Origin of the sequence: Burkholderia aenigmatica, assembly GCF_902499175.1 — a bacterium.
GTDB lineage: Bacteria > Pseudomonadota > Gammaproteobacteria > Burkholderiales > Burkholderiaceae > Burkholderia > Burkholderia aenigmatica.
Window position 1 is genome coordinate 237742 of sequence record NZ_CABVQC010000001.1, and the last position, 17747, is coordinate 255488.

Annotated in this window: 15 protein-coding genes; 4 read left to right on the top strand and 11 right to left on the bottom strand. The window is 67.4% G+C overall.

Annotation, left to right across the window (positions count from 1 at the left end; genetic code table 11):
* The first annotated feature begins 322 nt into the window (after positions 1-322).
* Both BDO18943_RS42925 and BDO18943_RS01095 read left to right on the top strand, forming a co-directional pair.
* Complete coding sequence (locus BDO18943_RS42925; RefSeq protein ID WP_006405345.1) at positions 323-457, top strand: hypothetical protein; 135 nt, start codon at positions 323-325, stop codon at positions 455-457.
* Positions 458-548: 91 nt separating this feature from the next.
* Complete coding sequence (locus BDO18943_RS01095) at positions 549-1325, top strand: class I SAM-dependent methyltransferase (RefSeq protein ID WP_235995735.1); 777 nt, start codon at positions 549-551, stop codon at positions 1323-1325.
* 401 nt (positions 1326-1726) lie between these two features.
* Here BDO18943_RS01095 and BDO18943_RS01100 read toward each other — a convergent pair whose 3' ends face one another.
* From BDO18943_RS01100 to BDO18943_RS01135, 8 genes are all read right to left on the bottom strand, one after another.
* A complete protein-coding gene (locus BDO18943_RS01100) occupies positions 1727-2914 on the bottom strand; it encodes a YncE family protein (protein ID WP_175020839.1) in 1188 nt (395 codons plus the stop codon).
* Positions 2915-3041: 127 nt separating this feature from the next.
* Complete coding sequence (locus BDO18943_RS01105; RefSeq protein WP_175020840.1) at positions 3042-4544, bottom strand: M81 family metallopeptidase; 1503 nt, start codon at positions 4542-4544, stop codon at positions 3042-3044.
* Positions 4541-5830, bottom strand: coding sequence for a Zn-dependent hydrolase (locus tag BDO18943_RS01110; protein ID WP_175020841.1), 1290 nt, complete (start codon positions 5828-5830; stop codon positions 4541-4543). Before BDO18943_RS01110 ends, BDO18943_RS01105 begins: the two co-directional genes overlap by 4 nt.
* A 34-nt stretch (positions 5831-5864) precedes the next feature.
* Entirely contained in the window at positions 5865-6566 is a 702-nt protein-coding gene (locus BDO18943_RS01115) for an ABC transporter ATP-binding protein (RefSeq protein ID WP_175020842.1), read from the bottom strand.
* Positions 6563-7330 (bottom strand): ABC transporter ATP-binding protein, encoded by a 768-nt coding sequence (locus tag BDO18943_RS01120; protein ID WP_175020843.1) that lies wholly within the window; start codon positions 7328-7330, stop codon positions 6563-6565. Before BDO18943_RS01120 ends, BDO18943_RS01115 begins: the two co-directional genes overlap by 4 nt.
* On the bottom strand, positions 7327-8370 hold the full coding sequence (locus BDO18943_RS01125; protein ID WP_175020844.1) for a branched-chain amino acid ABC transporter permease: 1044 nt from the start codon (positions 8368-8370) through the stop codon (positions 7327-7329). Before BDO18943_RS01125 ends, BDO18943_RS01120 begins: the two co-directional genes overlap by 4 nt.
* Complete coding sequence (locus BDO18943_RS01130) at positions 8367-9227, bottom strand: branched-chain amino acid ABC transporter permease (RefSeq protein WP_089454514.1); 861 nt, start codon at positions 9225-9227, stop codon at positions 8367-8369. The genes BDO18943_RS01125 and BDO18943_RS01130 overlap by 4 nt, the downstream gene beginning before the upstream one ends.
* A gap of 69 nt (positions 9228-9296) precedes the next feature.
* The gene (locus BDO18943_RS01135; RefSeq protein WP_089454515.1) at positions 9297-10505 is read right to left on the bottom strand and encodes an ABC transporter substrate-binding protein; all 1209 of its coding nucleotides are present in this window, start codon (positions 10503-10505) and stop codon (positions 9297-9299) included.
* 228 nt (positions 10506-10733) lie between these two features.
* Here BDO18943_RS01135 and BDO18943_RS01140 point away from each other — a divergent pair, with 228 nt between their 5' ends.
* Positions 10734-11588: a FadR/GntR family transcriptional regulator gene (locus BDO18943_RS01140; RefSeq protein WP_175020845.1), complete on the top strand. Its 855-nt coding sequence runs from the start codon at positions 10734-10736 to the stop codon at positions 11586-11588.
* A gap of 182 nt (positions 11589-11770) precedes the next feature.
* Here BDO18943_RS01140 and BDO18943_RS01145 read toward each other — a convergent pair whose 3' ends face one another.
* The 3 genes from BDO18943_RS01145 to BDO18943_RS01155 are packed head-to-tail and all read right to left on the bottom strand — an operon-like array spanning position 11771 to position 16072.
* On the bottom strand, positions 11771-13195 hold the full coding sequence (locus BDO18943_RS01145; RefSeq protein ID WP_175020846.1) for an aldehyde dehydrogenase family protein: 1425 nt from the start codon (positions 13193-13195) through the stop codon (positions 11771-11773).
* Positions 13196-13225: 30 nt separating this feature from the next.
* Positions 13226-14623, bottom strand: a complete 1398-nt coding sequence (locus tag BDO18943_RS01150; RefSeq protein ID WP_175020847.1) for an aspartate aminotransferase family protein — start codon at positions 14621-14623, stop codon at positions 13226-13228.
* 57 nt (positions 14624-14680) lie between these two features.
* Positions 14681-16072, bottom strand: a complete 1392-nt coding sequence (locus tag BDO18943_RS01155) for an APC family permease (RefSeq protein WP_175020848.1) — start codon at positions 16070-16072, stop codon at positions 14681-14683.
* 251 nt (positions 16073-16323) lie between these two features.
* On the opposite strand from BDO18943_RS01155, the gene BDO18943_RS01160 reads away from it, so the two are divergent.
* Positions 16324-17418 (top strand): AraC family transcriptional regulator, encoded by a 1095-nt coding sequence (locus BDO18943_RS01160; RefSeq protein ID WP_175020849.1) that lies wholly within the window; start codon positions 16324-16326, stop codon positions 17416-17418.
* Positions 17419-17747: the final 329 nt, after the last annotated feature.

Below are 17747 nucleotides of genomic sequence, written 5' to 3' on the forward strand. Positions count from 1 at the left end.
AACTTGAGTAGCGGGGCCGAACTGATTTGGCGGAAGATCGCCATGTTTTAGCGCCGAAAGGGCCAGATTGGCGACAACGCGGCGCTGGTAAAATTGCGGCTTCGCCAGCGGAATCCGCGTGCCGACCGCCTCCGGGCGCGAGCGCGCAACGCCGCCGGTCTCGACTCCCGCCCTGCCGGGCGCCGCACGCCACGCGTGTCGACGCCGCGGTTGCGGCAGCGCGAGTCGCCTTTTCCGTCCGCCTGCGTGCCCCGCTCGCCGATTCGAGCGGCGAACGCCGTGCGGCGCGCGCTCACTTCATCACGCATTCGAGGAACACACGATGGCCCGCATCGGCGCCTTCTGCATCACGACGTGGCTTGCCGCCGCGATTCTCTACTTCGGCCAGCATTCCGTCGCGATGATCGCATTGAGCGGGGTCGTCGTATTTGGCGGATTCGACCTGCTGCGCCCGTAGGCGCGCACGGTCGCGACAGCTGACGCGACTGTGATAGCCTCTCCCGCACCATCCGTCACGCGCGCCACGCTGGCGAACAGGAGAAGGGGAGTTGAATCAGCACCTGAATCGCCACCCGTCGGCCATGGCCTGCAAGGTGTGTTCGGCCCGCGCGCCCATCTGCGGCCTGGTTGATTTCTCGCGCAGCGGCGCCGACTTCATGACCGGGAAAAAAGTCGACCCGTATGCGGGAATCCCGATCTACTACCACGCGTGCGAGGAATGCGGCTTCACGTGGGCGCCCGCGTTCGACAGCTGGACGCACGACGATTTCTCGGAGCATGTGTACAACGCCGACTATGCGCGCCACGACCCCGAGTATCTCGAGATCCGTCCGCAACAGCAGGCCGAGCTGATCTGCACCAGTTTTCCGGAAATGCGGGAAGGCCGGATTCTCGATTTCGGCTCGGGGCTGGGCTTGCTGGAACGGAAACTGGCGTCGCGCGGCTTCACGGACGTGACGTCGTACGATCCGTTCTCGCACCCGGCGCCCCCCGAAGGCACGTTCGATACGATCCTGTCGTTCGAAGTGTTCGAGCATCATCCGGCGCCGTTCGACCTCTTCGACCAGATCATGCGTTATCGGAAGCCCGATGGCGCGCTGCTGTTCCAGACCTCGCTGATCACCCAGGACATCATCGATCGCGGCCTCGATCAGTGGTGTTATTGCATCCCGCGCAACGGGCACATCTCGTTTTACACGCCCCAGTCCTTGACGCTGCTTGCCCAACGCCACGGGCTCGAATATGGCGCGTTCAGTCCGTCGCTGCACGTCGTCTTCGATCGCACGGCGACACCGCGCTGGCTCGGCAGATTTCTCAATCCGTAACGGCTTGCCAGCCGTCCTGCATGCGACGAACGCCGCGCGCATGTCGCCCGGCGGTTCACCGGTTCGCTAACGCCTGCGCGGCATCGCGCATACGTCACGGTCAACGTCAGCGTGCCCCGAACGTCGGCATCACCGGATCGGCCGCCAGCGCCCGCTCGTTGAACACGACAGCCCCAGCCAGCAGTTCGGGCAATCGAGCCCCCACCCGCCGACGCACGACACCGGCGCGCGCTCGATTGCCTGTTGTCGTTCTCCCGGATGGTGTCGTCTCGACGGGCGCGCAGGGCGAAACCCTGCGCGGCCCGGTTGCGTTTATCGTGCGCCGGTCTGGCGCATGCGCAGCGCGGTGACTAAACCGCCGGCCGTCATCGGCGTGAACCGAACGAACGCGGTCGTGCGCGTCAGCGCGGCAAGGTCCGCAATGAAGACGGGCCGCCCGTCAGCGCGATCCGCTTGCCCGTATCGCGCAGCTTGCCGCCTTCCACCGCATAGAGCGCCAGTTGCCGTTCGACGTTGAACTGCACGATCACGTGCCGGCTGTCGGCGGTGAACACGATGCCCTGCGCGGCTTCGCCGCCCGGCAGCTCGCTCACCTTCACGGCCTGCCCGTTGCGGATCTCGAACAGCAACACCTTGCCGATCTTGTGGCGGCCCGGATTGTCGGGCGTCAGGTTCGAGCCGTCCATCGCCTGCACGGCGATCCACTTGCCGTTCGGCGAGATCGCGACGCCTTCCGGCAGTGACGGCACCGTCAGGTACTGAACCGTGCGGAACGGCTCGCGCGACACGTCGATCAGCGCGATCGAATCGGCGTCGCCCGCCAGGGTGCCCGTATACCCCGGCAGCCCCGCGAGCCCGACATTGCTGACGACGGCCCAGCGGTTGTCGCTCGACACGTCGATCGTGTAAGGCGCGACGCCGGTGCTCAGGCGCGACCCGCTGTCGGTCACCTTGCCGTCGTCGACGTTCAGCACCGCGACGCCCTGCTCGTCGCGCAGCGACACGAGCGCGTGCTTGCCGTCGTGGGTGAAGCTGATCCCGGCCAGCCGCTTCTTGCCGATCTTCAGGCTGCCGTCGAGCGTCACATGCGTGCCGTCGATGCGCAGGATCGACACGCTGCCGTCGACGTTCGCGACGAGCGCGAGCTTGCCCGAGCGGTCGATCGCAATGCCTTGCGGATGCGCGCCGAGCTCGATGCGCGTGACCGCGGGCGGCGCGACGTCGAGATTCACGACCTGCAGGAACGTGTCGAACATGAGCTGCTTCGCGGCCGTGTCGTAGCGCGTCGGCGCGCCGACGAGCGCGAGCTTCGCGTCGGGCGTGATCGCGACAGCCTGCGGCGGCCCCTGGATGCCGTTCTCGACGTCGACCTGCAGCGCGACCTTCGGCGGGAACGTGCTGGCGTCGAGCAGCGTCAGCGTGTCGGCGGGCGGCGAGGCCAGATAGGTGTCGCGGCCCTCGACGCGCTGATACTTGCCGTCGTTGCCGGACACGATCCAGTCGGCGGCGTGCGCGGCAACGGCCGTCGTGGCGAGGGTCAGCGCGGCGAGCAGGCGCGCGCCGCGGGGGCGAAAGGGATTCGAAGGCATGGCGGTCGGTTCTCCGGGTCGGTTGCGGACGCAATAGATGGCTCGACCCTGCTGCTCGACGGGTCGATGCCATCGCATGATGCCCGAAAGCCGATAAATCCGGCGTCTCGCGCCCGGTTTGTTTCCGTCAATCCGTCCGTCGCGCGCCAGCCGGCCACTCCCCGACGTCGTCGAGCGGATACACCGGCCGCGCCAGCCGCTCGTAGCGGAACAGCCCGTAGTCCGAGCCCGTCACGCCACGGCTGTCGCATTCGACCAGTGCGGCCGCGATCGGCACGAACACCGGCCGGCAATACATCCGCGATTTCAGCAGCAGGAAGCGCGCGCGGCGCGGATCGACGCCGACGCTCTCGAACACGCCGAGATCCCACGGCTCCTGCGTGCGCTCGGTGATGACCAGCGTGGCCGCGCCGATATCGAGCACGGCCGTGCGGCCCATGTACGCGCGCTGGCCCGTGTAGGTCGGCCCCGTGATCACGTATTCGCCGTCGGTGAGCGCGCGCACGACACCCGTCGCGCGAAACGGCTCGCGCCGCACGCCGCCGTGCGACGGCAGGCGGTTGCCGACCGGCACCGTGACGGTCGCGCCGACACCCGCGTCGATCAGCGCCGCGACGGCTTGCGGGTCGCACAGCGGCCCGCTGACGATGCCGTCGAGCCCGTGCGCGAGCGCGGCCTCGAGCAGGTCCATCGTGTCGCACGGGCCGCCCGACATGCAGTTGTCGCCGTGATCGAGCATCAGCACCGGGCGATCCGCACCGCGCGCAAGCGCCTCGGCCTGCGCAACCGATTCGGCGAGCGGCGCACTCCGATACACGAAGTCGTCGCGCGCGTCCCAGATCTGCCGCGCGATGCGCTCGGCCACGGCATCGGCCGCGGCCCGGTCGCCATCGGCCACCACCACCACGCTGATGCACGGCGCGGGAATGTCCGCGAGCGAGAAGCCGGGCAACACCGATACCGCGAGCATCCCGTCGGCCTCGGCCGCACGCGCGGCCTCCACCGCGCGCCGCATCGCGCCTTCCGCGCTTGCGCTGAGCAACGTCGACGTCATCAGCGGCGGCTGCCGCCACGCGAGCACCGGCCGCGCACGGCCGTGAAGCCGGTCGAGCAGCACGCGCGCCGCATGCTCGCCGGTTTCAACCATGTCGACGTGCGGGTAGGTCTTGAAACTGACGATCACGTCCGCATGATCGATCATCTTCTGCGTGACGTTCGCGTGCAGGTCGAGCGCGACCGCGATCGGTGCGCCGGGCAACGCCGCGCGGACACGCTCGAGCAGGTCGCCCTCGCCGTCCGCGCTCTGCTCGGCGACCATCGCGCCGTGTAGGTCGAGCATCACCGCATCGCAGCCCGGTGCGGCCGCAACGATCGCGTCGCAGATCGCCGCGTACGCGTCGGCCGCGACCGGCCCGCTCGGGTTCGCGGCCGCCGATACGGGCGTCACGATCTCGGCGCCCTCACGCTCGGCCGCGTCGAGGAACGCGGCCATCGCGGTGCGCATTCCGCGATTCGCGCGATACGCGTCATCGCCCCAGTCGGGGCCGTTGCGGCCGAACGCGGCGAGCGGCGTCGGCACCGGCGAGAACGTGTTGGTCTCGTGGTTCATCCGGGCGATCAGGATCTTCATCGCGCACGGCCCTCCGCGATCCCGGCCGCGCCCAGCATCGCCTGCAGCAGCACATTGCAGCCGGCTTCCAGATGCGCAGGATCGGCATCCTCGATCTCGTTGTGGCTGATCCCGTCCTTGCACGGCACGAAGATCATCGCGGTCGGCGCCACGCGCGCAAGATACACGGCGTCGTGGCCGGCACCGCTGATCACGTTCATCGACGACAGCCCGAGCGCGTTCGCGCCGGCACGCACCTGCTCGACCAGCGTCGTGTCGAACGGCTGCGGTGGAAAGTACACGACCTGCTCGACGTCGATCCGCATGTCGGCCGATGCGCCCAGGTCGCCGCATACCGCACGCAGCTCCGCATCCATCGCGGTGAGCGTCGCATCGTCGGCCGCGCGCAGGTCGACGGTCAGCGTCACGCGGCCCGGAATCACGTTGCGCGAATTCGGGTGGACGTCGACCCAGCCGACCGTCCCGCGTCCGTGCGGCGGATGCGCGCATGCGATGCCGTTGACCGCGCGCACCAGATCGGCCGCGACCAGCAGCGCGTCGCGCCGCAGCGCCATCGGCGTCGGGCCGGCATGCGCCTCCATCCCGTGTACGGTCACGTCATACCAGCGTTGGCCGAGCGCCCCCTCGACCACCCCGATCGTCGTGTCATGTGCCTCCAGCACCGGCCCCTGCTCGATATGCGCTTCGAAATACGCGCCGACCGGGTGCGCGACGCGCCCCTCGTCCGCACTGCCCGCATAGCCGATCGCGGCCAGCGCGTCGTGCACCGACACGCCGTCGCGGTCGCATTGCGCGAGCGCATGGTCGAGCGTGAACGCGCCCGCGAACACGCCGGAGCCCATCATCACGGGCACGAAACGCGAGCCCTCCTCGTTGGTCCAGACCGCGACCTCCAGCGGCGCCCGCGTGCGCACGCCCGCGTCGTCGAGCGTACGCAGCACTTCGAGGCCCGCGAGCACGCCGTAGTTGCCGTCGAACTTGCCGCCGGTCGGCTGCGTGTCGATATGGCTGCCCGTCGTCACGGGTGGCAGATCGTCGCGTTCGCCTGCTCGCCGCGCGAAGATGTTGCCAATCGCGTCGACACGCACCGTGCAGCCGATGTCCTTCGCCCACGCGGAGAACAGGTCGCGCGCCTCGCGATCGAGTTCGGTGAGCGCGAGGCGGCACACGCCCCCTTTGTCGGTCGCGCCGATCCGCGCGAGACGCATCAGGCTGTCCCACAGCCGCGCGCCGTCGACGCGCAAGCCGGACGCCGCGACGCCCGATGTCGAATCCAGAACTTGCATCGATGGAATTCCTCGCAATGAAAGGGTGCGGCGCTTACGCGACGCCGACGCCCAGATAACGGTCCTTGACCTCGTGATCGGCCATGAACGCCGCGTTGCTGCCTTCGTAGACGATCACGCCCTGCTCGATCACGAAGTGGCGATCCGCCAGCTGCGTGCACACCTCGAGGTTCTGTTCGACGAGCAGGATCGCGACGCCAGCCGCCTTGATCCGCTTCAATTGCTCGACGATCTCCTCGACGATCACCGGCGCCAGCCCTTCTACCGGCTCGTCGAGCATCAGCAGCCGCGGATGGTTCATCAGCGCGCGGCCGATCGCGAGCATCTGCTGCTCGCCGCCCGACAACTGCGCGCCGCCGTTGCGGCGGCGTTCCTTCAGGCGCGGAAAGATCCGGTAGATGTCGTCGAGCTGCCACGGCGAATCGCGGCGTGCGCCGAGCCGCAGGTTCTCCTCGACCGACAGCAGCCGGAAAATCCCGCGATGTTCGGGCACGAAGCACAGGCCGCGCGCGGCGATCCGATGCATGGGCTGCCCGGCGACCTCGCGGCCCAGGAACTTCACCGAGCCGCTGGTCGGCGCGACCGCGCCCGCGATCGTCTTCAGCGTCGTCGACTTGCCCGCACCGTTGCGGCCGAGCAGCGTCACCGTCTCGCCGTCGTTCACGTTCAGGGAGACGCCCTGCAGCACATGGCTCTTGCCGTAATGGGCATGGACTTCCGTGATGTCGAGCATCATGCGCGGCCTCCCGTGATCATGTTGCCGAGATAGGCGGTACGGACACGCTCGTCGCCGCGAATCGCGTCGGGCTTGCCTTCGACCAGCACGCGGCCCTGCTGCATCACCGTAATCGTGTCGGAGATGTCCATCACGATCCCCATGTTGTGCTCGATCAGCACGACCGTGTAGTCGCTGCGCAATCCGCGGATCAGCTCCTTCATGTCGTCGAGATCGTCGATCCCCATGCCGGATGTCGGTTCGTCGAGAAAAATCGCGCGCGGCCGCGCCGCCAACGCCATCCCGACCTCGAGCCGGCGCTGCTGGCCGTGCGACAGCGCGGCGGTCACCGTGTCCGCAAAGCGCTGCAGGCCGAGCCGCTCGAGGACGTCGTCGACGATGCCGTCGTGCGCAAGCGCACCGCGCGGCGGCGTCCACGGGTTCAGCGCGCGTCGCGCGTCGACGCCCTGCGCGGCAACGCGCAGGTTCTCGCGCACACTCAGGTTCGGGAACAGGCTCGTCACCTGGAACGAACGCGCGATGCCGCGCCGTACGCGCCTGAAATCGGGTTCGCGCGTGACGTCGTGGCCATCGAACACGATCGAGCCGGAGGTGATCGGCAGCGTGCCCGTCAGCGTATGGAACAGCGTCGTCTTGCCCGCGCCGTTCGGGCCGATCACCGAATGCACGGTGCGTGGCATGATCCGCAGATCGACGCCGCCGAGCGCCGTGAATTTGCCGTAGCGCTTGACGACGCCGCGCGCCTCGAGAATCGCTTCGCTCATGCCTGCTCCCTGGTCGTAGCCGCCGTGCGTTCGGTGCGCCGCAGCGATGCGATGGCGCGTTCGCCGAGTCCCCACAATCCGCGCTGCAGGAACAGGCTGACCGCGATCAGCACGAGTCCGAGCAGCAGCAGCCAGCGCGGCCAGAGCGTCGACAGCCAGTCCGCGAACAGCACGTAGAACGCGGCGCCGAGCACCGACGCGAACAGGTTGCCCGTGCCGCCGATCACCGTCATCACGAGGATCATCTCGCTCGTGTGATAGTCGATGTTCGATAGCGGCGCGATGCCGGTCATCAGCGCATGCAGCGCGCCCGCGAGCCCCGTCACCGCGCCCGAGATCACGAACGCCGCGAGCTTGAAGCGCTTCACGTCGTAGCCCGCCGCCGCCGCGCGCGCCTCGTTGTCGCGGATCGCGAGCAGCGTGCGGCCGAACACCGAACGCGACACGCGCAGCAGCAGCCAGAACACCGCGACGAACAGCACCGCGACGAAGCCGTAATAGCGCCACGGCGAATCGAGCACGATGAGCGGATGCCCGAAAGCGGACAACGCGGGGCGCGGGATATCGAGCAGCCCGTTGTCGCCGCCGGTGACATCCGGCGTCGTATAGGCGAGGAAATAGAACAGTTGCCCGAACGCCAGCGTCAGCATCACGAAATAAGTGCCGCGCTGCCGGATCGAGAACCAGCCGACGAGCGCGGCCGCCACGGCGCCGAGCCCGGTGGCCGCGAGCAGCGCGACGCTCACCGACGCGCCGCCATGCGTGAGCACGAGGCCCGCCGCATAGCTCCCGAGCCCGAAGAAAATACCCTGCCCGAACGACAGGAGCCCCGTCAGCCCAAGCAGCAGGTTGCAGCCGAGCGCGGCGAGCGCGAACACGAGCACTTCGGTGGCGAGCGAACCCGAGCTCAGCACGATCGGCAAGAGGCATGCGACGGCCACGGCCAGCCAGGCTTCCGGCCGTTGCAGTACGGCGCGCCAGGACTGCGCCCGCCGCGAGGCCGCCGCGCCGGGCGGCAGCGATTTGGACGATTGAATCATGCGGCCCTCCCCAGCAAACCGTTCGGACGCAGCAGCAGCACGGCCGCCATCGCGACATAGATCATCAGCCGTGCCCCTTCCGGCCACAGCGTGCTCATCAGGCTCTGCACGATGCCGACCAGCAGCCCGCCGACGAGCGCCCCGAGAAAATTCCCCATCCCGCCGACGACGACCACGACGAACGCCACACCGAGCGCCTCGATGCCCATGAACGGATCGACGCCCCGGATCGGGGCGGCGAGCACGCCCGCGAGCGCGGCCGTCGCCGCGCCGAGCGCGAACACGAGACTGAATACGCGCGTCACGTTGATGCCCAGCAGCGACACCATCTCCGACGATTCGCTGCCCGCACGCACCGTGCTGCCGAGCCGTGTGCCTTCGAGCACCCACCACAGCAGCGCCGCGAGCACGGCCGTGAAGCCGATCACGAACAACCGGTATTTCGGGTAGACGAAGCCGCCCCAGATCACGACGCCGTTCAGCGCGTCGGGCGGCGGCACGTTGTCGCCGAGCGGGCCCCATGCGAGGATCGCGCACTCCTGCAGCACGAGCGCAAGCCCGACTGTCGCGAGGATGTGGAATTCGTGCTGCTGCGCGTAGACGTGACGCAGCACGAGCTTTTCGACGCCCCACGCGAACGCGCCGACGACGAGCGGCACGACCGCGAGCGCAACCCAGAAATTCGCCGACCATTGCAGCGCCTGGTAGCAGAGATACGCACCGAGCAGGTAGAACGCGCCGTGAGCGAAGTTCACGAAGCGCAGCAGGCCGAACACGATCGAAAGGCCGACGGCGAGCAGGAAATACAGCATGCCCACGCCGATGCCATTGACGATCTGCAGCAGATAGACGTTCATGGCTTCCGTGTCAGAAAGGAAGGTAACGGATGTCCGCGGCGCACGACTGCCGCGGACGCACGCATTGCGTCACGCGAGCTTGCAGCTCGTCTTGTCGAGCGGCAGGAACGACTGGCCCGAGCTGACGATGTCCGCGTAGTCGTCCGCATGTTTCATGCGGCTCTTCGGCTTGCCCTTCAGCAGGTAGTAGTTCTTCAGCACCTGGTGGTCGCCCTTGCGGATTTCCTCCGGGCCCGTGAGGCCGTCGTACTTCATGCCTTCCATCGCCGCGACGACCTTCTTCGGATCGGCGCTGCCCGCCTTCACCATCGCGTCGACCAGGATCTTCGAGCAGATATACGAACCCGCGAGGCTGTAGTTCGGGTTCGCCTTGAACGCGGCGTTCGTGCGCTTCACCAGATCGCGATTCAGCGGCGAATCGATGCCGTGCCAGTACTGCGCACCGAAATACACGCCATCGCAGATGTCGGGCCCGAGCGCCTCGAACTGCTCGAGGCCCGAGGCCCACGCAAGCAGGATCGTGCAGTTGCGCTTCATCCCGAAGCTCACGGCCTGACGCAGCGTGTCCGACGATTGCGAGCCGAAGTTCAGGATCAGCAGCACGTCAGGCTGCGCGGCCGCCGCGTTCGTCAGGTAGCCGCTGAACTCCTTCTCGGCGAGCGAGTGGTAGCTGTTGCCGACATGCTCGATGCCCTTCTCCTTGAAGATCGCCTTCGCGGCCGACAGCAGGCCGTCGCCGAACACGTATTGCGGCGTGATCGTGTACCAGCGCTTCGCCTTCGGCAGCATCTGCGTCAACGGGCGCACCGTCTGCTCGATCGCGCCGAAGGTCGGCACCGACCAGCGGAACGTCGCGGCGTTGCAATCCTTGCCGGTGATCTCGTCCGCACCGGCCGTCGTGATGAACACGCCGCCCGCCTTCTGGACTTCCTTGCCCATCGCAAGCGATTCGGACGACAGGATGCCGCCCGCGAAGAAGCGCACGCCTTTCTGCTGGGCGATCTCCTGCACGCGCCGCACGGCGGTCGCGGGCTTGCCCTCGGTGTCGAGCGCCGTGTAGGCGAGCGGCGCGCCGAGCACCTTGCCGTATTGCTGGACCACGAGCTGCATGCCGAGATCGGCGTACTTGCCGTTGGCGGCGAACGGCCCCGACATCGGCACCGGGCACGCCAGCTGGATGGATGAACCTTGTGCGAACGCGGCGCGGGACGACAAGCTGCCGAGCGCGCCCGGCACGGCCGACAACGCGGCCAGTTTCAACAGTTCTCGGCGATTCAAGTTGACGCTCCTCATAAAGGGGGACACACGCAATGCGACCGACTGCCAAACCGTGCCCACGTCCTGCAGGATGCGCGCCGCCGGTTGATCCTATTTATCATGATAAATAGAATGAACCTGATGCTAGAGTTGATCAAAATTGGTGTCAATCAGGCAAAATTCCGTACTCGCGCCGGAGCGGATCGTCGACGATGACGCGGCGCGCAGTCAGACAAAGGAGTCGTGAAGATGGTCATGGACCGAGCCAGGGCGGGCCTCGCGGTCGAAATCAAGCAGCCGAAGCGGGCCGACCTCGTCGCCGAGGAGATCAAGCGGCTGATCACCGAGAAGGACCTGAAGCCGGGCGACCGCCTGCCGCGCGAAGCCGAGCTGCAGCAGCTCTATGCGGTGAGCAAGAGCACGATCCGCGAGGCGCTGAAGTCACTCGAGGTGCAGGGGCTCATCAAGGTCACGACGGGGCCGTCGGGCGGCGGGATGGTCGTCGAGGTGCCGCTCGACCGCACGCTGCAGCTCTTGCAGAACTACCTGTTTTTCAAGGACGTGACGATCGACGACATCTACACGGTGCGCAAGCTGCTCGAACCCGAGCTGGCGGCCGGTGCCGTGCCGCACCTGACCGAGCGCGACTTCGCGGCGCTGGAGGCGAACATCGCGTGCTGCGACGGCGCGTCGGGCGTGCACGACCGCGGCCACATGCTGCGCCAGCGGCAGGAGGACACGACGTTCCACGACATCCTCGCGGCCGCGAATCCGAACCCGTTCCTGCGATACAACTGCGAGCTGATCAACGAGATGATCCGCCAGCTGATCGAGTTCCGGAACGACACGCCGCTCGTCGAGCACAAGCGCTTCGGCGAAGCGAACGTCGCGATCCACAAGGCGATCCTGCAGGCCGCGCGCGAGCGCGACGCCGAGCGCGTCCGGGCGCTGATGGTCGAGCACATGACCGAGGCGCCCAAGCATGTGAAGCGGATGAAAGGCAAGCTGCGCGGGCGGTTGATCCTCGATTCCGAGATCCGCAGGCGGCCCGCCGTTTCCGTTGCGGGACCCAATGCGGCCGCAACGGATTCCGACGAGGACTGACGGTCGGCACGCGCGGCATCGGCTCGCCGTTGCAGGCTGCGCGGCGGCCTGAATGCCTCAACCGCGCGGTGTTCGGCCTTAACGCCCCGGGTCGTCAAGGCCGAACACCGCGAGCGGCATCCGCAACGGCACATGCGCGTCGCGCGTCACCCGGGGCGGCCAGAACCGTCAACGCGCGTCGCTCACGCGTACCCCGTCGTGCCCTTCGTCTCCAGATACTCGACAAGGCCGAACTCCGCGTACTCGCGGCCGTTTCCCGAACGTTTGTAGCCGCCGAATGGTGCGGCCGGATTCCACGGCGGGTAGTTGATGTGGACATTGCCGACCCGCAACCGTGCCGCCACCCTGCGCGCCTGCTCGAGATCCTTCGACTGCACGTAGGCCGCGAGCCCGTAGACCGAATCGTTCGCGAGCGCGACGGCCTCGTCCTCGGTGCGGTAGGTCATGATCGCGAGCACCGGCCCGAAGATTTCCTCGCGCGCGATCGTCATGTCCGGCGTGACGTTCGAAAACACCGTGGGCCGCACGTAGAAGCCGTCGCCGAGCCCGTCCGGCCGCCCGGGGCCGCCCGCGACGAGCGTCGCTCCTTCTTCGATCCCGAGCCGGATGAAGTGCTGGATGCGGTCGAACTGCGTGCGGCTGACCACCGGCCCGATGCCGGTTTCCGCCGAACGCGGATCGCCGACGACGGTGCGCTCCGCCTCCCGGCGCGCGGCCTGCTCGGCCAGCGCCAGATGGTCCGCATGCACGAGCATGCGGGTCGGCGCATTGCACGACTGGCCGCTGTTGCTGAAACAGCTGCGCACGCCGCGCGTGACCGCATCCTCGATATCGGCGTCAGGCAGGATCAGGTTCGGGCTCTTGCTGCCGAGCTCCTGGTGCACGCGCTTCACGGTATCGGCGGCCGCCTTCGCGACCTCGACACCCGCGCGCGTCGACCCCGTGAACGACACCATGTCGACCTCCGGATGCCGCGACAGCGCGTCGCCTACTTCATGCCCGTAGCCGTGCACGAGGTTGAACACGCCGGGCGGCACGCCCGCTTCGTGCAGGATCTCCGCGAACAGGATCGCGCTGAACGGCGCGATCTCGCTCGGCTTGAGCACCATCGTGCAGCCGGCCGCGAGCGCCGGCGCGACCTTGCACACGATCTGGTTGATCGGCCAGTTCCACGGCGTGATCAGCGCGCACACGCCGATCGGCTCGTGCGACACCAGCAGCGAATCGGTCTGCGTGGTGAAGCGGAACGACTGCAACGCGCGGATCGTCTGTTCGAGATGCGCGGTGCCAACCGCGGCCTGCGCCGCACGCGCAAAGGCGATCGGCGCGCCCATCTCCTGGCTGATCGTCTGCGCGACCTCCTCGTAGCGCCGCTGGTAGATCTCGAGCACGCGCCGCAGCAGCGCGACGCGCTCGTCCACCGGCCAGCGCGAATACGTGTCGAAGGCCCGCTTCGCCGCGCCCACCGCGTGGTCGACGTCGGCCGCACCGCCGATCCTGAGCTGCGCATACGGCCGCGCCGTGCTCGGGTCGATCACGTCGATCGGCTTCGCATCGGCCGGATCGAGCCACTTGCCGTCGATATAGGACTGTTGTGACGTTCGCATCGAATGCTCCTGAAATGAAGGACGCCGCGCTCAGCGCGTCGCCCGCGCATAGGTGTCGACGAGGATGTCGCGGATCTGCGCGACGAACCACACGATCTCGTCGCGCGACATCACGAGCGGCGGCGAGAACTGCACGATCGGCGTGCCTTCGTGATCGACGCCCGCGCGGCACAGCAGCCCCGCGTCGAAGATCGCGGGCGCGAGCAGCGTCGACACGAACGCCTGTGCGCTGATGCCGGCCGCCCAGCGGCGTGCGGCCTTGTCGGTCACGAGTTCGAGCGAGTAGTGGTAGCCGTCGCCGCGCACGTCGCCGACGCACGGCAGTTCGAGCAGCTCATCGAGCGTCTCGCGGAACACCGCTTCGTTGCTGCGGACGTTCTCGAGCACGCCTTCGCGCTCCATGATCGCGAGGTTCGCGAGCGCGGCCGTGCACGCGACCGGGTGGCCGCCGTAGGTCGCGCCGTGCAGGAACATCTGCTGCGGCCCATCGAGCACCGTGTCGACGACCGTGTCGCTCGCGATCACACCGCCGAGCGGCACGTAGCCCGACGCGATGCCTTTCGCGAACGTGATGATGTCCGGCTTCAGCCCGTAGCGCGCGGAGCCGAAATACTCGCCGAGCCGGCCGAATCCGCAGATCACCTCGTCCGCGACGAGCAGCACGCCGTGCCGGTCGCAGATGTCGCGCAGCCCGGCCGCGTAGCCGGCCGGCGGCGTCAGGCTGCCGCCCGCGTTCTGCAGCGGCTCGACGACGATCGCGGCGACGGTATCCGGCCCTTCCTGCACGATCAGCGATTCGATCTCGTCGAGCAGATGGCGCGTGAACTGCGCTTCGGTCTCGCCCACCGGGCGGCCGTAGCGCTTCGTGTTGCCCACGTGCCGCACGCCCGACATCAGCGGTTCGAAATGCTTGCGGAAGTTCGTCATCCCGTTCAGCGCGAGCGCGCCGAACGACGTGCCGTGATACGCGACGCGCCGCGCGATGAACTTGCGCCGCTGCGGCTCGCCGCGCGACTGGTGATACTGGCGCACCAGCTTGATCGCCGATTCGTTCGACTCCGAGCCGCTCGACGTGAAGAACACGCGGTTCAGCCCTTCCGGTGCGAGCGCCGCGAGCTTGTGCGCAAGCCGGATCGCCGGTTCGTGGCCATAGCCCCAGTTGGTCGCGAACGGCAGCCGCACCATCTGCTCGCGGATCGCGTCACCGATTTCCGCGCCGTGGCTGTAGCCGACCTGCACGCAGTACAGCCCGGCCAGCCCGTCGAAGTAGCGCTTGCCGTTGCGGTCGACGAGCCAGCAGCCTTCGCCGCGGTCGAACACGGTCAGCGCGTGGTCGCGATACGCATCGGCGTGCGTGAAATGCATCAGCAGGTGGCGTTTGCCGAGGGCCTGCAGGTCCGCATCGAGATTGACGTCAACAGCGTTCATGGATGATTCCTCCTTCAGGGTTTCAGAACCGGCGGCCGGCAGTCGGCCACCGGTCATTCAATTCATCGACAGCGTCGGCGCCGGGCGCGTGAAGCCGCGCGTCAGCCACACGAGCTGGCAGAGTCCGAGCACGAGCCAGCCGGTGCCGACGTAGAACGTCTGGCGCGACAGTCCCGACCACAGCCACACGTTCATCGCGAAGCCGATTGCCGGCATCGCGCCGAACGTGATCCAGCCCGCGAAGCGGCGATGCTCGGGGCGGCACAGATAGCTGCGCATCACGCACAGGTTCACGACCGCGAACGCGACGAGCGCACCGAAGCTGATCATCGTCGACGCGAGATCGAGCGTGATGAACAGCGCGGACAGCGACACGATGCCGACCGCGAGCGTCGCGCGCACCGGCGTGCGCAGCCGCGCATGCAGGTGGCCGAAGATGCGTTCGGGCAGCACCCGGTCGCGGCCCATCGCGAACAGCACGCGCGTCACGCTCGCCTGCCCGGCCATCGCGCTCGCGAAACAGCCGGCCACGTACACCGCGACGAAGAACGCCGACAGCGTGCCGCCGCCGATACGCCGCATCAGCTCGAGGCTGGCCGAATCGAGATCCTTGAATGCGTGCCAGTCCGGAAACACCACTTGCCCGACGTAGGCGACCAGCATGAACAGCACGCCGCTCGCCAGCGTGCAGAGCAGGATCGCGCGCGGCACCGTGCGCTTCGGCTCGCGCGTTTCCTCCGACAGCGTGGTGACCGCATCAAAACCGAGGAACGACAGGCACAGGATCGCGGAGCCGGCGAAGATCGCACGCGCATCGCCCGACGACGGCAGCGCGACGGCCATCGACAGCCCTTCGCCCGACGCGACCCGCGCGGAAGCGATGAAGAAGATCGCGATGAACACGAGCTGGCTCGCGATCAGGATCAGGTTCACGCGATTGACGAGCCGGATGCCGACGATGTTCAGCCCGGTGATCAGCGCGATGCTCCCGACGATCCACACGCTGGCCGGCACGCCAGGGAATATTTGCTTCATGTAGATGCCGATCGCGAGGTAGCTGATCATCGGGATGAACAGGTAGTCCATCAGCAACGCCCAGCCGACCATGAAGCCGGCCGACGTGCCGAAGTTGCGGCTCGCGAACGTATAGGCCGACCCGGCGCTCGGCATCAGCCGCGCCATGTGCCCATAGCTGCGCGCGGTGAACAGCATCGCGACCAGCGTGACCGCATACGCGGCCGTCAGATGCCCGTTCGTCTCGCTCGTGACGATCCCGTAGGTCGTGAACACCGTCATCGGAAGCATGTACGCGAGGCCGAAGATCACCAGCGTCGCGAGTCCGAGCAGGTGCGGCTTGCGGCGTTCGTCCCCATCGCTGCGAATCGCGTGCGTCCCGAAGTCATGCGTCGCGGCGGCCGATGCGTATCGACCAGGGCTGTCGTTGTCCATGCTGTCCTCACGTGGGTGGCGTTCACGGCTCCAACACTCGTTCGCCCGGCATGGCCGGCGGCGCACGACTGGCAGAAAGTGTGGTGCGCCAAAAAATCGACCACGAATGAGAAAAGCGGACGTAATAGGGGGATATTTCCGGACACATCGCCGCGCGTGGCGGCGGCGCGGCTTGCATGGTGCGGCGCCGCACTGGCGTTTTGCGGACATTCCGGCTATGTTCTACGCGACCCAGTCGCCCCGTCAGCACCATGGATAGCCGTTCCCATCGAAACCAGAGCCGGGCCGAGCGCAGCCTGCGTTCGTCGCTCGGCCTCGCGCGCCCGGCCGGCCGCCAGGAGGACATTCCCGCCACCGTCCACGCGATCGCGGTCGCGCTGGACGAGTGCCGCGTGCGGCATATCGACGGTGCCGCGCTGCTCGAAGGCACGGGGCTCGGCGCGGACGAAGTCGCGTCGCCGAACCTGCACGTGAATCGCGGCCAGGAGCAGCGCTGCTTCCACAACCTGCTGCAGCGCAGCGGCGTGCCGTCGATCGGGCTGTCGATCGGCGCGCGGTTGCACGTGTCGACGCTCGGCCTCGCCGGCTACGCGATGCTGATCAGCGGCTCGGTGATGCAGGCATTCCGGTGCATGGGCCAGTTTCCGCTGTTCATGGGGCTGTATTTCGATGTGCGTATCGATGCGCACGCGGACGGCATGAGCGTGACGATCAGCCGCTACAACGGCGAGCCCGATCTCGAGGTGTTCCAGGTCGACATGTGCCTGTCGAGCCTGCGCCTGATCGTGTCCGATCTCGTCGGCAAGCCGGTCTGGCCCGCACAGGTGCAGCTCGCGCGCCGCACACCGCGCAATGCGGCCGACTACGCGCGCCACTTCGGCTGCAAGGTCGCATTCAATGCGGGCGACAACCGCCTCGTGTTCACGTCGGTGAACGGCACGGAGATGCCGCTGCTCGCGAACGAAGTCAGCTTCAATGCGCTGCACGGCCAGTGCGAGGCGCTCGAACGGCAGTGGGCCGCATCGGTCGGCACGCGTTTCGCCGATCGCGCAAAGGAGCTGATGGCGCGCGACCTCACGCGTTTCAAGTCAATGACGTCGCTCGCGAACGCACTGCACCTGACGGAGCGCACGCTGCGCAGGCGGCTCGACAAGGACGGCCTCACGTTCCAGACACTGCTCGACGACGTGCGCCGCGACGAGGCGCAGCGGATGCTCGACGACCCTGAGCTGACGGTCGCAACGATTGCGGAACGTCTCGGCTACAGCGAGCCGCGCAGCTTCCGTCATGCGTATCGACGCTGGACCGGCAGGACGCCGCGCGCCGATCCGGACGTCATCGAATAGGCCGGACGCGCCAGGACTTCGTGCGGATACACGGTGGCGCGTGACGGTCGAGCATGACGCAAGCCCGCTCGCGAATTCAATTTCGATACTACGGCCTCGCCCATCGATTCGGAATTCGAATCACTTTCTGTACGCTCGATCCTCCCCTGCTTCATCGCAGCCGCACGATCGGCGGTGCGCAATCGCGTTCGTCCCCAAGGTAGACGCGATCAATTGATTACTCTATACTCGGCCCAACTTCATCACAAAATGCATGATCTCGTGTGCAACGTGATGTCATTTCGCAATTCGTTGCGCATGCATCCGTTTCGCCACATCAAGGGGGCCTC